The sequence below is a fragment of the Streptomyces sp. NPDC053474 genome (genome assembly GCF_044544845.1).
Lineage (GTDB): Bacteria > Actinomycetota > Actinomycetes > Streptomycetales > Streptomycetaceae > Streptomyces.
In genome coordinates this window covers 402,618-418,167 of sequence record NZ_JBITXV010000005.1, presented here as the reverse complement: position 1 = coordinate 418,167, position 15,550 = coordinate 402,618, and the positions used below count along the sequence as shown (strand labels likewise).

Genomic DNA, 15,550 nt, shown 5'->3' with positions numbered 1-15,550 from the left:
GTGTAGACCTGGTGTGTCGACGCGGGGGAGACTCGCGTTCCGGTAAGTCTCGGCAAGGGTGGGAAAAAGCGGTGCAGCGGCGCGTGACAGGCCTTACGGCGGCGGTGGCCGCACTGAGCATGGCGGCGCTGCTCGCCGGATGCGGCGAATCGGGCGGATCGGGCGATGTGACCCTCAAGCTCGTGGCGGCCGACTACGGCGACTCGGCGGCGAACAGCTCCAAGAAGTACTGGGGCGAGCTGGCCGAGAAGTTCGAGGACGAGCACCCGGGCATCAAGGTCGACGTGACCGTGTACTCCTGGACGGACGTCGACCGCAAGGTCAAGGAGATGGTCGCGGACGGCGAGGCCCCCGACCTCGCGCAGATCGGCGCTTACGCGGACTACGCGGCGCAGGACAAGCTGTACAGCGCCGACGACGTGCTCTCCATCCCCACCCAGGCCGACTTCCTGGCGCCGCTGGCGAAGGCGGGCGTCTTCAACCGCGTCCAGTACGGCATGCCGTTCGCCGCGTCCACGCGCCTGCTGTTCTTCAACGAGAAGCTCTTCAAGAGCGCCGGGGTCACCCCGCCGGAGAGCTGGAGCGAGCTCCAGGCCGCCGCGAAGAAGCTCAAGGCGCGCGGCGTGAAGATCCCGTACGCGCTGCCGCTCGGCCCGGAGGAGGCGCAGGCCGAGACGTACCAGTGGCTGCTCAGCGGGGGCGGCGGCTACACCGACAACGTCGGCTCGTACGACTTCGACTCCAAGCAGAACGTCAACACGTTCACCTGGCTGAAGAACGAGCTGGTCGGCAAGGGCCTGACCGGGCCGACGCCGCCCGGCAAGCTCAACCGCGCCGAGGCCTTCGCCGCCTTCACGCGCGGCGAGGTCGGCATGCTCAACGGCCACCCGACGCTGATGCAGATGGCCGCCAAGAAGCACCTGAAGTACGGCATGGTCCCCATGCCCGGCGTCAACGGCAAGGCCCAGTCCACGATGGGCGTCGCCGACTGGATGATGGCCTTCAAGGAGAACGGCCACCGCAAGGAGATCCGCGAGTTCCTCGACTTCGCGTACTCCAAGAAGAACGTCCTGGACTTCTCGCGCGAGTACGACCTGCTGCCGGTGACCACGTCGGCGTCCCAGGAGATGGCCGACGACAAGGCGGACGCGAAGAAGCTCGGCGGCTTCCTGGAGGAGCTGCCCGCCTCCCAGCTGTACCCCGTCGGCAAGACGTCCTGGGCCCAGGTGTCCGTGCAGATCAAGAAGTACATCGGCAAGACCGTCGACCCGAACGGCGACCCGCAGGCGATCCTGAGCCAGCTCGACGCGAAGGCGGCGGCGGAGGAGAACGCGAGCTAGCGTGGGCCGGGTGAACGGTGTGCCTGAGGCGGAGCCTCCCGTGCCCGAGCCCTCCGAGGCCTCCGGGGCCGAGGGCGGCCTGTCCGCGCGGGCCAGGGCCGTGCTGGCCCTGGAGCGGCGCAACTGGAGCGGCCCCGGTGCCAAGGAGCGGGCCATCCGCGAGGACCTGGGCCTCGCCCCGGTCCGCTACTACCAGCTCCTCAACGCCCTGCTGGACGACGAGCGCGCCCTGGCCCACGACCCGGTCACCGTGAACCGCCTGCGACGGGTACGCGCCGCACGCCGCGCGGAGCGCTGACGCTAGGGTCGGTCCCATGGGCGACGACCGCACGCACTCCCCGTACGAGCCACTGACCCCCGCGGGCCGCGACGGCCTCGCCGCGATCCTGGCCCGCCCCGAACGCGCCGTGATCGCCCTGGACTTCGACGGCACGCTCGCGGCCATCGTGCCGGACCCCGAGCGGGCCCGGGCCCACCCGGACGCCGTCCCCGCGCTCGCCGCCCTCGCCCCGAGGGTCCGCTCCGTCGCGGTCGTCACCGGCCGCCCCGCGGGCGTCGCCGTGCGCTACGGCGGCTTCGCGGGCGTCCCAGGCCTTGAGCACCTCGTCGTGCTCGGGCACTACGGCGCGGAGCGCTGGGACGCCGTCACCGGCACCGTGCGCGCGGCCGAGCCGCACCCCGGCGTCGCCGCCGTACGGGCCGAGCTGCCCGGCTTCCTCGACGCGATCGGGGCCTGGCAGGGCACCTGGATCGAGGAGAAGGGCCGGGCCGTCGCGGTGCACACGCGCCGGGCCGAGGACCCCCAGGCCGCCTTCGACGCCCTGCGCGGCCCCCTCGGCGAGCTCGCCGCCCGCCACGGGCTGATCGTCGAGCCCGGCCGGATGGTCCTCGAGCTGCGGCCGCCCGGCGTGGACAAGGGCGTGGCCCTCGTCGAGTACGTACGCGAGGTGGGCGCGGAGTCGGTCCTCTACGCGGGGGACGACCTCGGGGACCTGCCCGCGTTCGCCGCGGTGGACAAGCTGCGGGCGGATGGTGGGGTGCGGGGGCTGCTTGTGTGCAGCGGCAGCGCGGAGGTCGCGGAGCTGGCGTCCCGCGCGGACCTGGTGGTCGATGGCCCTGCGGGTGTGGTCGGGCTCTTGGCCTGGCTGACCGCGGCCCTGGCCTGAAGGCCTACGCCTCCAGCGCCGCCAGCTGGTCCAGGAACCAGCGGGTCGGGGGGAGGGCCGTGGCCGCGACGGCGAGGCGTTTGGTGCGTTCGGCTCGTTCCGCCGCGGGCAGGAGCAGGGCCTCGTGGAGCGCGGCGGCCGTCCCCGTCACGTCGTACGGGTTCACCGCGAACGCGTCCTCGCCGAGCTCCTCATAGGCTCCCGCCTCCCGGGACAGGACGAGCGCGCAGCCCTCGTCGGAGACGACGGGGACCTCCTTGGCGACCAGGTTCATGCCGTCCCGGATGGGGTTGACCAGGGCCACGTCGGCGATCCGGTACGCGGCGAGGGAGCGCGCGAAGTCGTCCTTGACGTGCAGCACCACCGGCGTCCAACCGGCCGTGCCGAAGCGGGTGTTGATGGCCTCGGCGACGCGGGAGACCTCCGCCGTGTAGGCGCGGTAGACCGCGAGGTCCTGCCGCGAGGGGTAGGCGAACGCGACGTGCACCACCCGCTCGTGCCACTCGGGGTGCTCGTCGAGCAGCAGCTCGTACGCCCGCAGGCCCCGGACGATGTTCTTCGACAGCTCGGTGCGGTCCACGCGGACGATGACCTTCCGGCCCGCGCCCACCTGTTCGCGCAGGCTCACGAGCCGCTCCTCGACGTCCGCGCGCCGCGACCGCTCCCGCAGGAAGTCCGCGTCCGCGCCGAGCCCGTGCACCCCGACCCGCGTCCCCGACGTGCCGCCGAGCAGCCGCACGCAGCACTCCGTGAACGCGTCCGCCCACCGCCCGGTGAGGAAGCCGAGCCGGTCCGCGCCCAGCATGCCGCGAAGCAGCCGCTCGGCGATGTCGTCGGGCAGCATCCGGAAGTAGTCGACGGGCGCCCACGGGGTGTGCGAGAAGTGCCCGATCCGCAGGTCCTCGCGGAGCTCGCGGAGCATCCCCGGGACGAGCGCGAGGTGGTAGTCCTGCACCAGGACCGCCGCGCCGGGCGCCGCGCTCTCGGCGAGCGCCTCCGCGAAGGCCTGGTTGTACTGCTCGTAGGCGGCCCACTGGGCGCGGAACTCCGGGCCGAACTCCGGCTCCAGGGGCGTCTGGTACAGCATGTGGTGCACGAACCAGAGCACCGAGTTCGCGATGCCGTTGTACGCCGCCGCGTGGGTCTTCGCGTCGATGTCGAGCATGCGCACGCCGGGCTCGGAGACCCCGCGCCGCACCGCCTCGCGGTCGCCGTCGCCGAGCGCCGAGCACACCCACAGCGCGTCCGCCTCGTCGCCGATGGCGCTGAGCCCCGACACGAGCCCGCCCCCGCCGCGGCGCGCGGTCAGCTCGCCGTCATCACCGACGGCGTACGAGACGGGGCCGCGATTGGACGCGACGAGAACCCGGGCGGCGGCATGAACGGAGACCATGTTGCCGAACCTAGCCCGCCCGGGATGCCCGTAAACGCGCATCAGTACGAGTGGCCCATCACTTCCCGGACTCGACGCGAAGGCAAGCGCCCCGAAGGGGCGCGGGGAACTGCGCGACTAGCCCAGGACGGCCCGCGGACGAAAACCAGCCCCGGTGCCCCCGCAGGCCCGCTCAAGCCACGCGCCGCGCCGCATACTCCGCGACCTCCACCATAGGCGGCCGCTCCTCCGTATCCACCGCATACGTACGCGGCTCGAAGCCCCCCGCCCCCCGGACGAACTGCGTCAGCTCGGGCCGCACCAGATGCGCGCGGGCGAGCCGCAGCTGCGCCGTGCGGTAGATCGACGCGGCCATCCGCCCGAGGGCCTGCCCGTCCTGGTGCCGGTGCTTGCGCACCCCGACGTCGACCTGCGCGAGCGCGTCCAGGCCGACGGTGTGCAGCGCGTCCACGAGCAGCCCGAGCTCCACCCCGTACCCGACCGGGAACGGCAGGCGCTCCAGGAGCGACCTGCGGGCCGCGTACTCGCCGCCGAGGGGCTGGACGAAGCCCGCGAGCTGGGGCCAGTGCATGTTGAGCAGGGGGCGTGCCATCAGCTCGGTGACGCGGCCGCCCTGGCCCGCCGTGGCGCCGGGGCCCTCGCCGCCGGGGTCGCCGGGGGCGCCCGGGCCGTCGAGCATCGTCAGCGGACGGTCGTACATGGCCTTCACGAAGTGCACGTCCGGCTCGGTGAGCAGCGGGCCCACGATGCCGGTCACGAAGTCGGCCGAGAACTCCTTCAGGTCGGCGTCCACGAACGCGATCACGTCACCGTGCGTGACCAGGAGCGAGCGCCACAGGACCTCGCCCTTGCCGGGCACCGCCGGGACGCGCGGCAGGATGTCGTCCCGGCGCACGACCCGGGCGCCCGCGGCGCGCGCCACCTCCGCGGTGCGATCCCGCGAGCCGGAGTCCACCACCACGAGCTCGTCGACCAGGGGGACCTTCTCGACCAGCTCGCGGCGGATCTCCGCGACGATCTCCCCGACCGTCCGCTCCTCGTCGAGGGCGGGCAGCACGACGCTCACCGTGGTGCCCGAGGCCCGCTTCGCGGCGGTGAGACGGTCCAGCGGGCGGTCGGTCACGGACCAGGAACGCCTGCTCAGCCAGCGCTCGACCTCTTCCAGCACGCGGGTTCCTCCCGTTGGTGGCCGTATGTGATCCATCTCGCGGTTCGGACGACTATCTCAACTGTCCTGGCCGTCGGTTACAGTCTTGAACAAGGCCGGTGACCATCGCATGTCGGGGGTCGCCGTCCGTCACGGATGCCACAGGCACACCGCGTACAACAACCGAATACCGCTCATCCAGAGGGGCAGAGGGATACGGCCCGTTGAAGCCCCGGCAACCCTCCAGCCGGTCTCGTAGCGCCAGCGGCGCACCGCGAGGCTCCCGGCTCGGGAAGGTGCCAATTCCGTCTCGTGGCGAGATGCGCCGCGAGGAAGATGAGGAGAAAGGGCCTCGCCTCCATGGCTGTGCAGACCGTCGACACCACGCCCCCCGCGGACGCCACCGTCGACCTGGGACCCGCCTCGGGTCTCTCCTGCCGCGAGTGCGGCACCGTCTTCCCGCTCGGACCGATCTTCGCCTGCGCCGAGTGTTTCGGCCCGCTCGAAGTCGCGTACGACCTCCCTGTCGGAGACCCCGAGGCGCTCCGCGCGAGGATCGAGTCGGGACCGGCCAACATCTGGCGGTACGCCCCGCTGCTGCCCGTCCCCGCCGACGTCGCGGACAAGCCCAATCTGAACCCCGGCTGGACCAAGCTCGTCAAGGCCGACAACCTGGCTCGTGAACTGGGCGTCGAGCAGGGCAAGTTGTTCGTCAAGGACGACTCCGGCAACCCCACGCACTCCTTCAAGGACCGCGTCGTCGCGCAGGCCCTTGAGGCCGCGCGCGCCTTCGGCTTCACCACGCTCTCCTGCTCCTCCACGGGCAACCTCGCCGGGGCCGTCGGCGCCGCCGCCGCCCGCGCGGGCTTCCGCTCCTGCGTGTTCATCCCGCACGACCTGGAGCAGGGCAAGGTCGTCATGGCCGCGGTCTACGGCGGCGAGCTCGTCGGCATCGAGGGCAACTACGACGACGTGAACCGCTTCTGCTCCGAGCTCATCGGCGACCCGCTCGGCGAGGGCTGGGGCTTCGTCAACGTGAACCTGCGGCCGTACTACGGCGAGGGCTCCAAGACCCTCGCGTACGAGATCTGCGAGCAGCTCGGCTGGGAACTGCCGGACCAGCTCGTGATCCCCATCGCCTCGGGATCGCAGCTCACGAAGATCGACAAGGGCCTCAAGGAACTCATCAAGCTCGGCCTCGTCGCGGACAAGCCGTACAAGATCTTCGGCGCCCAGGCGGAGGGCTGCTCGCCGGTCTCCGCCGCCTTCAAGGCGGGCCACGACGTCGTCCGCCCGCAGAAGCCGAACACCATCGCCAAGTCCCTCGCCATCGGCAACCCGGCCGACGGTCCGTACGTGCTCGACATCGCCCGGCGCACGGGCGGCGCGGTGGAGGACGTGACCGACGAGCAGGTCGTCGACGCGATCAAGCTCCTCGCCCGCACGGAGGGCATCTTCGCGGAGACCGCGGGTGGCGTGACCGTCGGGGTCACGCGCAAGCTGATCGAGGAGGGGCTCCTCGACACCTCCCTCACCACGGTCGTCCTCAACACCGGGGACGGCCTGAAGACCCTTGACGCCGTCGCGGCGTCCTCGCAGGCGACCGCGACCATTCGGCCGAGCCTGGACGCCTTCCGTGCCGCGGGGCTTGCGGGCTGATCACTTCCCTGCGGGCCGTACTGGGCTGGTCGCGCAGTGCCCCGTGCCCCTTCGGGCGCTCCTGGACCGGGGCGCCCTCATGAACTACCGAGGTGAAGAGTATGAGCGTCAACGTTCGCATCCCGACCATCCTTCGTACGTACACCGGCGGGCAGGCCGAAGTGAGCGCCGAGGGGGCCACCCTCGCCGAGGTCATCGCCGACCTGGAGAAGAACCACACCGGGATCGGCGCCCGCGTCCTGGACGACCAGGGCAAGCTGCGCCGCTTCGTGAACGTGTACGTCAATGACGACGACGTGCGTTTCGAGCAGGGCCTCCAGACCGCGACGCCCGACGGCGCGGGCGTCTCGATCATTCCGGCGGTCGCCGGCGGCTGAGCCGTTCCGAAGCCCCTGCGGGGTGCTCGTGGAGCCGTTTCGTATACAACGGCTCTTGTTCCTACGCAGAGTTACCTCGATTGCCCCCTCCGCGAGAGAAGCGGAGGGGGCAATTCTGCATGGTTGAGCGCGGTACAGTTGGGAATGGAGCTTCGTTTTTGATGTCGGGCGGCCTGAGTCGCCTCGGTGAAGTCGGCCGCGGAGCCGACAAGAAGCAGCCAAAGTGTCCTGCCTATTTGAGCCGAACGTGGCTTTTGTCTGGCCCGACTTGCCCTGAACGCCGGTGAATTCTCCGCATATCGACGATCGGCCGTGCCCAGAATTCTCGTCCGATTGACCTGTTGCAGACGGCAGTTGGACAGATACATTCAGCCGCGGTCGACGCGTTCCGGCGCACATCCCCCAACCCATGGGGGGTGAGGTCTGACCCGGGTCCGTGAAGTGCGGTCCTGCGCAAGGGCCAGTAATAGGGGAGTTAGGCATGGCTCAGGGCACCGTCAAGTGGTTCAACGCGGAGAAGGGATACGGCTTCATCGCGGTCGACGGTGGTGCGGATGTATTCGTCCACTACAGCGCGATTCAGATGGACGGCTACCGCACCCTGGAAGAAGGTCAGCGAGTCGAGTTCGAGATCTCGCAGGGCCAGAAGGGTCCGCAGGCGGACATGGTCAAGCTCGCCGTCTGATCGGCTTGGCGCGATCGGCCACCAGCGACGCGTGGGCCCGCCTCCCGGTTCGGGAGGCGGGCCCTCCTCTGTTGGCCCCCACCCCAACCGGGGTCCCGGCCCCTGTCCTCCGGCCGCCCCTCACCCCCGGGCCACCGCCGCCGCTACCGCGCCGGTTGCTTTCCCGCCCGCCCGCCCATGGCCAGTCGCCTTCCCGGCCCGGGCGGGCCGCGCGCCTTGCCGTCCGTCCCTTGGGTGCGGGCTCGCCCTCTACGCCGCCGCTCCGCGGCGGATGCCTCCCACCCGCCCGCCCATGGCCAGGCGGCTTCGTGGTGGGGGGCTTCCCTGCCCGGGCGGTGTACTGCCGAGCAAACGGGCGGGTGGGTGGGAGACATCCGGCGCGGTAGCGCCGGTGTCGTGGGCGACGGGCCGCACCCGAGGGACGGGCAGGCGGCAGCCTGCGCCGCCGCTGCGCTGCGGGTGTCTCCCGCCCACTGGCGGGGGAGGGCTTCCCTGCCCGGGCGGTGTACTGCCGAGCAAACGGGCGGGTGGGTGGGAAAGCATCCGGCGCGGTAGCGCCGGTGTCGTGGGCGACGGGTCGCGCCCGACGGACGGGCAGGCGGCAGCGGCGGCGCCACGCCCGAGGGGAGGGGCAGGCGGGGGCTCGCGTTCGAAAAGGGGGCCGGGGCGGCAGCCCAGGTTTCGAGGGGCCCCGGGTGGCAGGGGAAGTGAGGGCCCACGGGTGCCCGCGCGCCGCCGCAGGCCGCCGGGCCGCCGGGGCGTCGCCGGCCACCGGGTGGCAAGGGGGCGTGAGGGCCCATGGGTGGCAAGGGGGCGTGAGGGCCCACGGGGGGGGCGAGGGGAAGAGGGCCCACGGGGGGCGAGGGGAAGAGGGCCCACGGGGGCGGGGGGAAGAGGGCCCACGGGATCAGGGGGAAGTGGGGAAGCCGGACCCCAGTGTGTGGGGGCGACCTTGCACTCGGAGGGGGCGAGTGCTAATCATTGGCGTTAGCACTCTACGAGTGAGAGTGACAGAAGGACCGGGTGGGTGAGGTCCGCAGGCCGGGTGGGGCAAGGAACCACAAGGCAGGCAGACCGTCCGTCGCGGGCGCCGGCGCGGTCCGAGTTTTTCCACCCCTGTCCGGGAGGACCACTTCACATGGCCAAGATCATCGCGTTCGACGAGGAGGCACGGCGCGGCCTCGAGCGCGGCATGAACCAGCTCGCCGACGCCGTCAAGGTGACCCTGGGCCCCAAGGGTCGCAACGTCGTCCTCGAGAAGAAGTGGGGCGCCCCCACGATCACCAACGATGGTGTGTCCATCGCCAAGGAGATCGAGCTCGAGGACCCGTACGAGAAGATCGGCGCCGAGCTGGTCAAGGAGGTCGCGAAGAAGACGGACGACGTCGCCGGTGACGGCACGACGACCGCGACCGTCCTGGCCCAGGCGCTGGTCCGCGAGGGCCTGCGCAACGTGGCCGCGGGTGCCAACCCCATGGCCCTGAAGCGCGGCATCGAGAAGGCCGTCGAGGCCGTCTCGGGCGCCCTGCTCGACCAGGCCAAGGAGGTCGAGACCAAGGAGCAGATCGCCTCCACGGCCTCCATCTCCGCCGCCGACACCCAGATCGGCGAGCTCATCGCCGAGGCCATGGACAAGGTCGGCAAGGAAGGCGTCATCACGGTCGAGGAGTCGCAGACCTTCGGTCTGGAGCTCGAGCTCACCGAGGGCATGCGCTTCGACAAGGGCTACATCTCGGCGTACTTCGCGACCGACATGGAGCGCATGGAGGCCGCGCTCGAGGACCCGTACATCCTCATCGTCAACTCCAAGATCTCCAACGTGAAGGACCTCCTTCCGCTCCTGGAGAAGGTCATGCAGTCGGGCAAGCCGCTGCTGATCATCGCCGAGGACGTCGAGGGCGAGGCCCTGTCCACGCTGGTCGTCAACAAGATCCGTGGCACCTTCAAGTCCGTCGCCGTCAAGGCCCCGGGCTTCGGCGACCGCCGCAAGGCCATGCTCGGTGACATCGCCATCCTCACGGGCGGCACGGTCATCTCCGAGGAGGTCGGCCTCAAGCTGGAGAACGCCGGTCTGGACCTGCTCGGCCGCGCCCGCAAGGTCGTCATCACCAAGGACGAGACCACGATCGTCGACGGTGCCGGTGACTCCGAGGCCGTCCAGGGCCGGGTGAACCAGATCCGCGCCGAGATCGAGAACAGCGACTCGGACTACGACCGCGAGAAGCTCCAGGAGCGCCTGGCGAAGCTCGCGGGCGGCGTGGCCGTCATCAAGGCCGGTGCCGCGACCGAGGTCGAGCTCAAGGAGCGCAAGCACCGCATCGAGGACGCCGTTCGCAACGCGAAGGCGGCCGTCGAGGAGGGCATCGTCGCCGGTGGTGGCGTGGCCCTGCTGCAGGCCTCCTCGGTGTTCGAGAAGCTGGAGCTGGAGGGCGACGAGGCCACCGGTGCCGCCGCCGTCAAGCTGGCGCTTGAGGCCCCGCTGAAGCAGATCTCCGTGAACGCTGGCCTTGAGGGTGGCGTCATCGTGGAGAAGGTCCGCAACCTCACCCCCGGTCACGGCCTGAACGCCGCGAACGGCGAGTACGTGGACATGATCGCCGAGGGCATCATCGACCCGGCGAAGGTCACGCGCTCCGCGCTGCAGAACGCCGCGTCGATCGCCGCGCTGTTCCTCACCACCGAGGCCGTCATCGCCGACAAGCCGGAGAAGGCCGCGCCGGCCGCTCCGGGCGGCATGCCCGGCGGTGACATGGACTTCTGAGCCGGTTCGTTCGGCTCGGGCTCGTCCTTCCCGAGGGCGGCACCCCCTGCTTCCAGCAGGGGGTGCCGCCCTCGGGCGTTTCCGCCCTACGCCTCCAGCGAGCTGATGAAGGCGGACCAGGCCGGGGGGTGGAAGAGGAGGTGGGGGCCAAGGGGGTCCTTGGAGTCCCGGACGGGGATGACGTCCGGGTGGCCGTCTGCCACCTCCAGGCAGTTGCCACCGTCCCCACCGCTGTACGTGGACTTGCGCCAGCGGGCTATCTCCAGGCAGTTGCCGCCGCTGCCGTCGCTGTACGTGGACTTGTGCCACGTAGCCGCGCTCAGGTCGTACTCAGGGCTGATCCTCATGGGCGTAATCCTCTGCCACTGATTCGATCAGGGCCAAGGATTTGCGCTGGGACAGTGCATTGGCCCCCAACAAATCGTATGCGAGTTCGTAGCGGGTGATGGTTGCCGGATCGTCCTCCAGCCGCCCGATGCCAGATCCTTCGAAGTAGACGAGTGGAGGTGCGTCTTCGAAGGCCATCAGCTTGAGGGAGCCGCCCATCGACGTGTGGGCACCTGCGCTGAACGGCAGCACCTGCACGATGACCCTGCGCTTGCGCGCGAGCTTGGCGACGTGTCGCAGCGCCTCGGCCATCACGACCGGCCCGCCGACCGTGCGGCGGAGGACTGCCTCGTCAAGCACCGCCCACATCAGGGGCGTTGTTGGGTCACTCAGGAGTGCTGCTCGTTCCAGTCGGTTCGCTACGAGTTCGTCGATGACCTCTTCCGGTGCCGTCGGGCGGTGGGCGATGAACACCTCGCGGGCGTAGCCCGGGGTTTGCAACAACCCCGGGATCAGCAGCGGCGCGTACTCCTTGATCGAGGTGGCGACCGCCTCCGCCTCCGCTGCCTCCGCGAAGTGGTCGGGGTACTTCGACTTCGCCAGGGCGCGGCAGTTGCGGGTGAAGAAGCCGCCCGTGCCGAGGGTCTCGTCGAAGTGGCGGGCGTACTCCAGGTGCATCCTGCGGGTACCGGCCTCCAGTTGGCCGATGAAGGAGCCGCTGACGAACAGCGGGGCGCCGAGGGCCTCCTGGCTGAGGCGGGCGCGCTCGCGAGCGTGGCGCAGCTCCGCGCCCAGTAACGCGCGGGGGTTGGACGACGGGTCGAGGTCTTTGGGGCGGGTCATCGGCAGGGAACTCCTCGGACACCGGGGACTGTTGGGTGGCCTGCGCTTTTCAGGGTAGGCGCGGGTGAGCACCCTGGGTGAGGAACGTTGAACACTCAGTAGAAAGGCGTAGGTCATGGCAATGACGGCGGAGGAGAGGGGCCGCGCGGCCGAGGACGCGGTGGCGGCGCTGCGCGCGGAGCTGGCCCGGCTGGGGCTGACGCTGCCCTCGCTGCGCGTGGACCCCCTGACGATGGCGGCCGAGGCCCCGTACCCGCTGGTGGAGTTGGGGAGGTGCAACCTGGACACGGCGATGCGCCTGGTCGCGGTGTTGCGCGGGGCGGCGAAGTGAGCCCGGGGGAGTACGCGGTCGACGTACGGGACGGCAGCGTCGGCCAGGTGATGGGCCACGAGGGCGGCTACGTACAGCTGCGGCCGGTGGGCGGCGGCCGGGAGTGGGACTGCCCACCGGAGTCGACGGCCCCGGCGTCGACGGGGGAGGTGCTGAGGGCCCGCGTCCGCCAGGTGAACCGGGAAGGGCGGCTTCCGTGACGGGTGGGGCGGCGGGAGCGGTCGACGAGGCCGCCGCGTTCGTCCGGGCGGCCGGGCGTGACGCGACACTGCTGAACACCGGCTGAAGAAACCGCAGTTGCGCGGGAGACTGGGCGCATGAGCTACCGGCCGAGCAATCCGCCTGCCCGCTGCATCAAGTGCGGGGACGTTCATCTGATCCTGTCGCAGGCCGTGAACCCGAGGACGGGCGAGGTGGAGTACCGCTTCACGTGCCTGGACTGCCGCGTCGCGTGGCCGCAGGACCAGCACGGAGGCGCTCCCGACGACTACGCCTAGCCAAAGGGCGCTCCGCCATGCGCGAACCGCCGTGTGCACGTCCGTTGGGCAGCGACACCTGCCCCGCATGCGGAAGCAAGAGCGTGATGATGCACCCTGATGGAAGGTTTCAGTGCATGGACTGCAACACGATCTGGACGTAGGCGAGTGACCATGGCGGACGCAGCGGGTGTCATCAAAGGGCCCATGTCGGATCAGATGGCGTGGGCATCGTTGTACGAGCTCGCCCTGAGCGTGGCGGAACGCCTTGGGGCCACCGTTCCGGACGCCGCCCGCGAGGTGGGGCGGTACGAGTTCCTCGAAGCCGTCCTGAACGTCGATGACGGATGGCGTCTGGACTGGAACGGCAGGCCGTCCTAGCCCCGCAGGCCAGGCCTCGTCGCCGCGAGGGCCGCGCGGAGGTTGCCGTTCGTCTCCGACAGGAGGCGGGTCGCCGTGGGGGTGTCCACCGCGCCGAGGATCGTGAGGATCGCGGGCTTGACCTCGCCGTCCGTCGCGGCCAGGGCGCGTTCGATCTCGTCGTCGGGGGCGCCCGTGGCGAGGGAGACGATGCGGCGGGAGCGGGCGCGCAGCTTCTCGTTGGAGGCGCGGACGTCGACCATCAGGTTCCCGTACGTCTTGCCCAGGCGGATCATCGTGATCGTCGAGATCATGTTGAGGACCAGTTTTTGCGCCGTGCCCGCCTTCAGGCGGGTGGAGCCGGTGAGGAGTTCGGGGCCGACGACGACCTCGATGCCGTGCTCGGCGGCCGCCGCGAGCGCGCTGTCCGCGTTGCAGGACAGGCCGATCGTCAGGGCTCCGAGGGCGCGCGCGTGCTCGACGGCGCCGATCGCGTACGGCGTGCGGCCGGAGGCCGAGATGCCGACGACCGTGTCGTCGGGGGTGAGCGCGAGCGCCGTCAGGTCCTCGGCGGCCAGGGCCTTGCTGTCCTCCGCGCCCTCGACCGCCGTGACCATCGCGGTCGGCCCGCCCGCGATCAGGCCGACGACGTCACCGGGGTCGGTGTTGAAGGTCGGCGGGCACTCGGACGCGTCCAGGACGCCGAGGCGCCCGGCCGTGCCCGCGCCCGCGTAGACCAGGCGGCCGCCGCGCGCCATGCGCTCCGCCGTGGCGTCGATCGCGGCGGCGATCCGGGGGAGCTGCGCGGCGACGGCGGTGGGGACGGTCGCGTCTTCGCCGTTCATGATCCGGGCGATGTCCTCGGTGGGCAGCCGGTCGATCTCGGCGAGCTCGGGCCGGAAGGCCTCGGTGGTGAGGGACGCGAGCTCGGCACGTAGTTCGCCGTAGCCGTCGGGGGAGGGGGTCATGGGTGCTGCGACTCTTTCGGGGGAGAGGCGGGCGGTGTACTCAAGCCCGTCCGGCGTTTGAGGACGAGCGCGAAGCGCGACAAAGGGCCGCGCCAAGGCAGGGGCTCAGCCGTTCCGGTGCCGATGGGCCAGGGCTTCGTACGATGCCGCGAGCGCAGGCGCAGCCGTCTCGTACGTGCGCTGGGCCACGCCCACGAACAGGCAGTCCACGACCAGGAGTTGGCTCGTACGGGACGACATGGCCGCCGGGCGCAGCTCGCTCTCGCGGGCGGTGGAGGTGGTCAGTATGTGGTCGGCGTACTGCGAGACGAGGCCCTCGGGGCGGCCGGTGACGGCGATCGTCGTGGCGCCGTGCTCGAAGGCGACCCGCAGCGGCTCGATGACGTCGCCCGTCGAACCGGAGTGGGTGATCGCGATGGCCACGTCCTTCGCGCGCAGCGTCACCGCGTTGGTGACGGCCAGGTGCGGGTCCGAGTGCGCGTGCGCGACCTGGCCGATGCGCAGGAGCTTCTGCGCGAGGTCCTGGGCGACGAGCCCCGACGCGGCCACGCCGTAGATCTCCGTGCGGCGGGCCGAGGCGAGCGCGGCGACGGCCGCCCCGAGCTGCACCGTGTCGAGCCCGGCGGCCGTGTCGGCGAGGGTCTGCTGCTCGTCGTACGCCAGCTTGGCGACGACGTCGGCGATCGGGTCGTCCACGGCGATGTCCGCCGTGACGGCCGGGGCGCGGCCCGACTGCTGCTGGGCGGCGAGCCCGGCGAGGGCGAGCCTGAGGTCGCGGTAGCCGGGGTAGCCGAGGAGGCGGGCGGTGCGCACGACCGTGGCCTCGCTGGTGCCGGTGAGCTCGGCGAGGCCGGTGACCGTGAGGGCGGCGCAGCCCGCCGGGTCGCCCGCGACGGCCTCGGCGACGCGCTGCATGGAGCGGGTCATCGACGGCCCGAGCGTGCGCACCTTCGCCGCGAGGGCGGCCGGGGCGGGCGGAGCCCCGCCCGCGAAAATTTCCTTCACGTCAGAGGTCACTCCTGAAAGATATTTTCACCGTCGTGACCGGGTCAAGACTCCTGCCGACCGCACCGCGGGGCACGGGGGGCGACAATGGCTGCATGGACACGATTGACCCGCTGGAGCAGGCGTTGCACGCGGCCCGCGCCCTGGTCCTCGCCGACCTCGCCGCGCGCGAGGTCGCGCAGGCCGACGTGGTCTCCTTCGTCGAGGAGTCCGTGGCGCACCGCCGCTGGTGGGTCGAGCAGTGGCCCGAGGGCGCGGCGTACGTCGCCGGGCTCGTCGCCCAGGACGTACAGGACCGGATCCTGGAGCGCTACGGCCGCTGGCCGCTGTGCCCGGTGTGCGGCACCGGGGAGCCGCACGCCCTGGACGTGGAGCCGGAGCTCGGGCCCGACCCGCACTGGGTGTGCGGCAAGGCCGGGGTCGTCGTGGCGCCGGTGGGCAGGCTGTCGTGACGCTGTACATCGACCCGCCGGTGTGGCCCGGCCACGGGCGGCTCTGGTCCCACCTCGTCAGCGACGTCTCGTACGAGGAGCTGCACGCGTTCGCCGCGCGGATCGGGGCGCCTCGGCGGGCCTTCGAGCGGGATCACTATGACGTGCCTGCGGAGCGGTACGGGGCCGCTGTGGCCGCGGGGGCTCTTGAGGTGGGGTCCAAGGAGCTGGTGCGGAGGCTCACTGCGGCGGGGCTGCGGCGGCGGAAGTAGCCCTCGCGG

Annotated in this window: 19 protein-coding genes and 1 riboswitch; of the genes, 13 read left to right on the top strand and 6 right to left on the bottom strand. The window is 71.2% G+C overall.

The genetic code is table 11. The features are described from left to right. The first annotated feature begins 119 nt into the window (after positions 1-119). Genes ACIG3E_RS14710 through otsB form a run of 3 tightly spaced genes read left to right on the top strand, consistent with a single transcriptional unit; the run spans position 120 to position 2,506 of the window. Positions 120-1,340, top strand: coding sequence for an extracellular solute-binding protein (locus ACIG3E_RS14710; RefSeq protein WP_399615824.1), 1,221 nt, complete (start codon positions 120-122; stop codon positions 1,338-1,340). A gap of 40 nt (positions 1,341-1,380) precedes the next feature. Beyond that, a complete protein-coding gene (locus ACIG3E_RS14705; protein WP_399615558.1) occupies positions 1,381-1,638 on the top strand; it encodes a DUF3263 domain-containing protein in 258 nt (85 codons plus the stop codon). Positions 1,639-1,654: 16 nt separating this feature from the next. Continuing rightward, positions 1,655-2,506: a trehalose-phosphatase gene (gene otsB / locus ACIG3E_RS14700; RefSeq protein ID WP_399615556.1), complete on the top strand. Its 852-nt coding sequence runs from the start codon at positions 1,655-1,657 to the stop codon at positions 2,504-2,506. 4 nt (positions 2,507-2,510) lie between these two features. Here otsB and ACIG3E_RS14695 read toward each other — a convergent pair whose 3' ends face one another. Both ACIG3E_RS14695 and ACIG3E_RS14690 read right to left on the bottom strand, forming a co-directional pair. After that, entirely contained in the window at positions 2,511-3,899 is a 1,389-nt protein-coding gene (locus tag ACIG3E_RS14695) for a trehalose-6-phosphate synthase (RefSeq protein ID WP_399615554.1), read from the bottom strand. A 172-nt stretch (positions 3,900-4,071) separates the two neighbouring features. Beyond that, positions 4,072-5,067 carry a glucosyl-3-phosphoglycerate synthase gene (locus ACIG3E_RS14690; RefSeq protein ID WP_399615551.1) on the bottom strand — a complete coding sequence of 332 codons (996 nt, stop codon included), beginning with the start codon at positions 5,065-5,067 and terminating at the stop codon, positions 4,072-4,074. 170 nt (positions 5,068-5,237) lie between these two features. After that, a riboswitch (SAM riboswitch) is annotated at positions 5,238-5,389 on the top strand. Between ACIG3E_RS14690 and thrC the strand changes: the two genes are divergently transcribed. The 4 genes from thrC (at position 5,383) to groL (ending at position 10,528) form a co-directional block, all read left to right on the top strand. Continuing rightward, positions 5,383-6,705 (top strand): threonine synthase, encoded by a 1,323-nt coding sequence (thrC, locus tag ACIG3E_RS14685; RefSeq protein ID WP_399615549.1) that lies wholly within the window; start codon positions 5,383-5,385, stop codon positions 6,703-6,705. (Overlaps the previous riboswitch by 7 nt.) A gap of 101 nt (positions 6,706-6,806) precedes the next feature. Beyond that, positions 6,807-7,082 (top strand): MoaD/ThiS family protein, encoded by a 276-nt coding sequence (locus ACIG3E_RS14680; RefSeq protein ID WP_399615547.1) that lies wholly within the window; start codon positions 6,807-6,809, stop codon positions 7,080-7,082. Positions 7,083-7,563: 481 nt separating this feature from the next. Next, the gene (locus ACIG3E_RS14675; RefSeq protein WP_005315736.1) at positions 7,564-7,767 is read left to right on the top strand and encodes a cold-shock protein; all 204 of its coding nucleotides are present in this window, start codon (positions 7,564-7,566) and stop codon (positions 7,765-7,767) included. 1,138 nt (positions 7,768-8,905) lie between these two features. After that, entirely contained in the window at positions 8,906-10,528 is a 1,623-nt protein-coding gene (groL, locus tag ACIG3E_RS14670) for a chaperonin GroEL (protein WP_030682188.1), read from the top strand. Positions 10,529-10,614: 86 nt separating this feature from the next. On the opposite strand, the gene ACIG3E_RS14665 is transcribed toward groL, so the two are convergent. Both ACIG3E_RS14665 and ACIG3E_RS14660 read right to left on the bottom strand, forming a co-directional pair. Beyond that, on the bottom strand, positions 10,615-10,875 hold the full coding sequence (locus ACIG3E_RS14665) for a DUF397 domain-containing protein (protein WP_399615544.1): 261 nt from the start codon (positions 10,873-10,875) through the stop codon (positions 10,615-10,617). Next, complete coding sequence (locus ACIG3E_RS14660; RefSeq protein WP_399615542.1) at positions 10,859-11,698, bottom strand: Scr1 family TA system antitoxin-like transcriptional regulator; 840 nt, start codon at positions 11,696-11,698, stop codon at positions 10,859-10,861. The genes ACIG3E_RS14665 and ACIG3E_RS14660 overlap by 17 nt, the downstream gene beginning before the upstream one ends. Positions 11,699-11,813: 115 nt before the next feature. Between ACIG3E_RS14660 and ACIG3E_RS14655 the strand changes: the two genes are divergently transcribed. The 4 genes from ACIG3E_RS14655 (at position 11,814) to ACIG3E_RS14640 (ending at position 12,886) form a co-directional block, all read left to right on the top strand. Next, positions 11,814-12,029 (top strand): hypothetical protein, encoded by a 216-nt coding sequence (locus ACIG3E_RS14655; protein ID WP_242719405.1) that lies wholly within the window; start codon positions 11,814-11,816, stop codon positions 12,027-12,029. Continuing rightward, positions 12,026-12,229 carry a hypothetical protein gene (locus ACIG3E_RS14650; RefSeq protein WP_399615540.1) on the top strand — a complete coding sequence of 68 codons (204 nt, stop codon included), beginning with the start codon at positions 12,026-12,028 and terminating at the stop codon, positions 12,227-12,229. Before ACIG3E_RS14655 ends, ACIG3E_RS14650 begins: the two co-directional genes overlap by 4 nt. Before the next feature lie 117 nt (positions 12,230-12,346). Beyond that, on the top strand, positions 12,347-12,526 hold the full coding sequence (locus tag ACIG3E_RS14645; RefSeq protein ID WP_366791257.1) for a hypothetical protein: 180 nt from the start codon (positions 12,347-12,349) through the stop codon (positions 12,524-12,526). Between the two features lie 186 nt (positions 12,527-12,712). Continuing rightward, positions 12,713-12,886 (top strand): hypothetical protein, encoded by a 174-nt coding sequence (locus ACIG3E_RS14640; RefSeq protein WP_158857758.1) that lies wholly within the window; start codon positions 12,713-12,715, stop codon positions 12,884-12,886. On the opposite strand, the gene murQ is transcribed toward ACIG3E_RS14640, so the two are convergent. Both murQ and ACIG3E_RS14630 read right to left on the bottom strand, forming a co-directional pair. Beyond that, entirely contained in the window at positions 12,883-13,833 is a 951-nt protein-coding gene (gene murQ / locus ACIG3E_RS14635; protein WP_399615537.1) for an N-acetylmuramic acid 6-phosphate etherase, read from the bottom strand. The genes ACIG3E_RS14640 and murQ overlap by 4 nt on opposite strands. 105 nt (positions 13,834-13,938) lie before the next feature. Further along, the gene (locus tag ACIG3E_RS14630; RefSeq protein ID WP_399615535.1) at positions 13,939-14,850 is read right to left on the bottom strand and encodes a MurR/RpiR family transcriptional regulator; all 912 of its coding nucleotides are present in this window, start codon (positions 14,848-14,850) and stop codon (positions 13,939-13,941) included. Positions 14,851-14,933: 83 nt separating this feature from the next. Here ACIG3E_RS14630 and ACIG3E_RS14625 point away from each other — a divergent pair, with 83 nt between their 5' ends. Continuing rightward, entirely contained in the window at positions 14,934-15,290 is a 357-nt protein-coding gene (locus tag ACIG3E_RS14625; protein WP_399615533.1) for a hypothetical protein, read from the top strand. Beyond that, complete coding sequence (locus tag ACIG3E_RS14620; RefSeq protein WP_399615531.1) at positions 15,287-15,541, top strand: DUF4031 domain-containing protein; 255 nt, start codon at positions 15,287-15,289, stop codon at positions 15,539-15,541. The genes ACIG3E_RS14625 and ACIG3E_RS14620 overlap by 4 nt, the downstream gene beginning before the upstream one ends. Positions 15,542-15,550 lie beyond the last annotated feature (9 nt).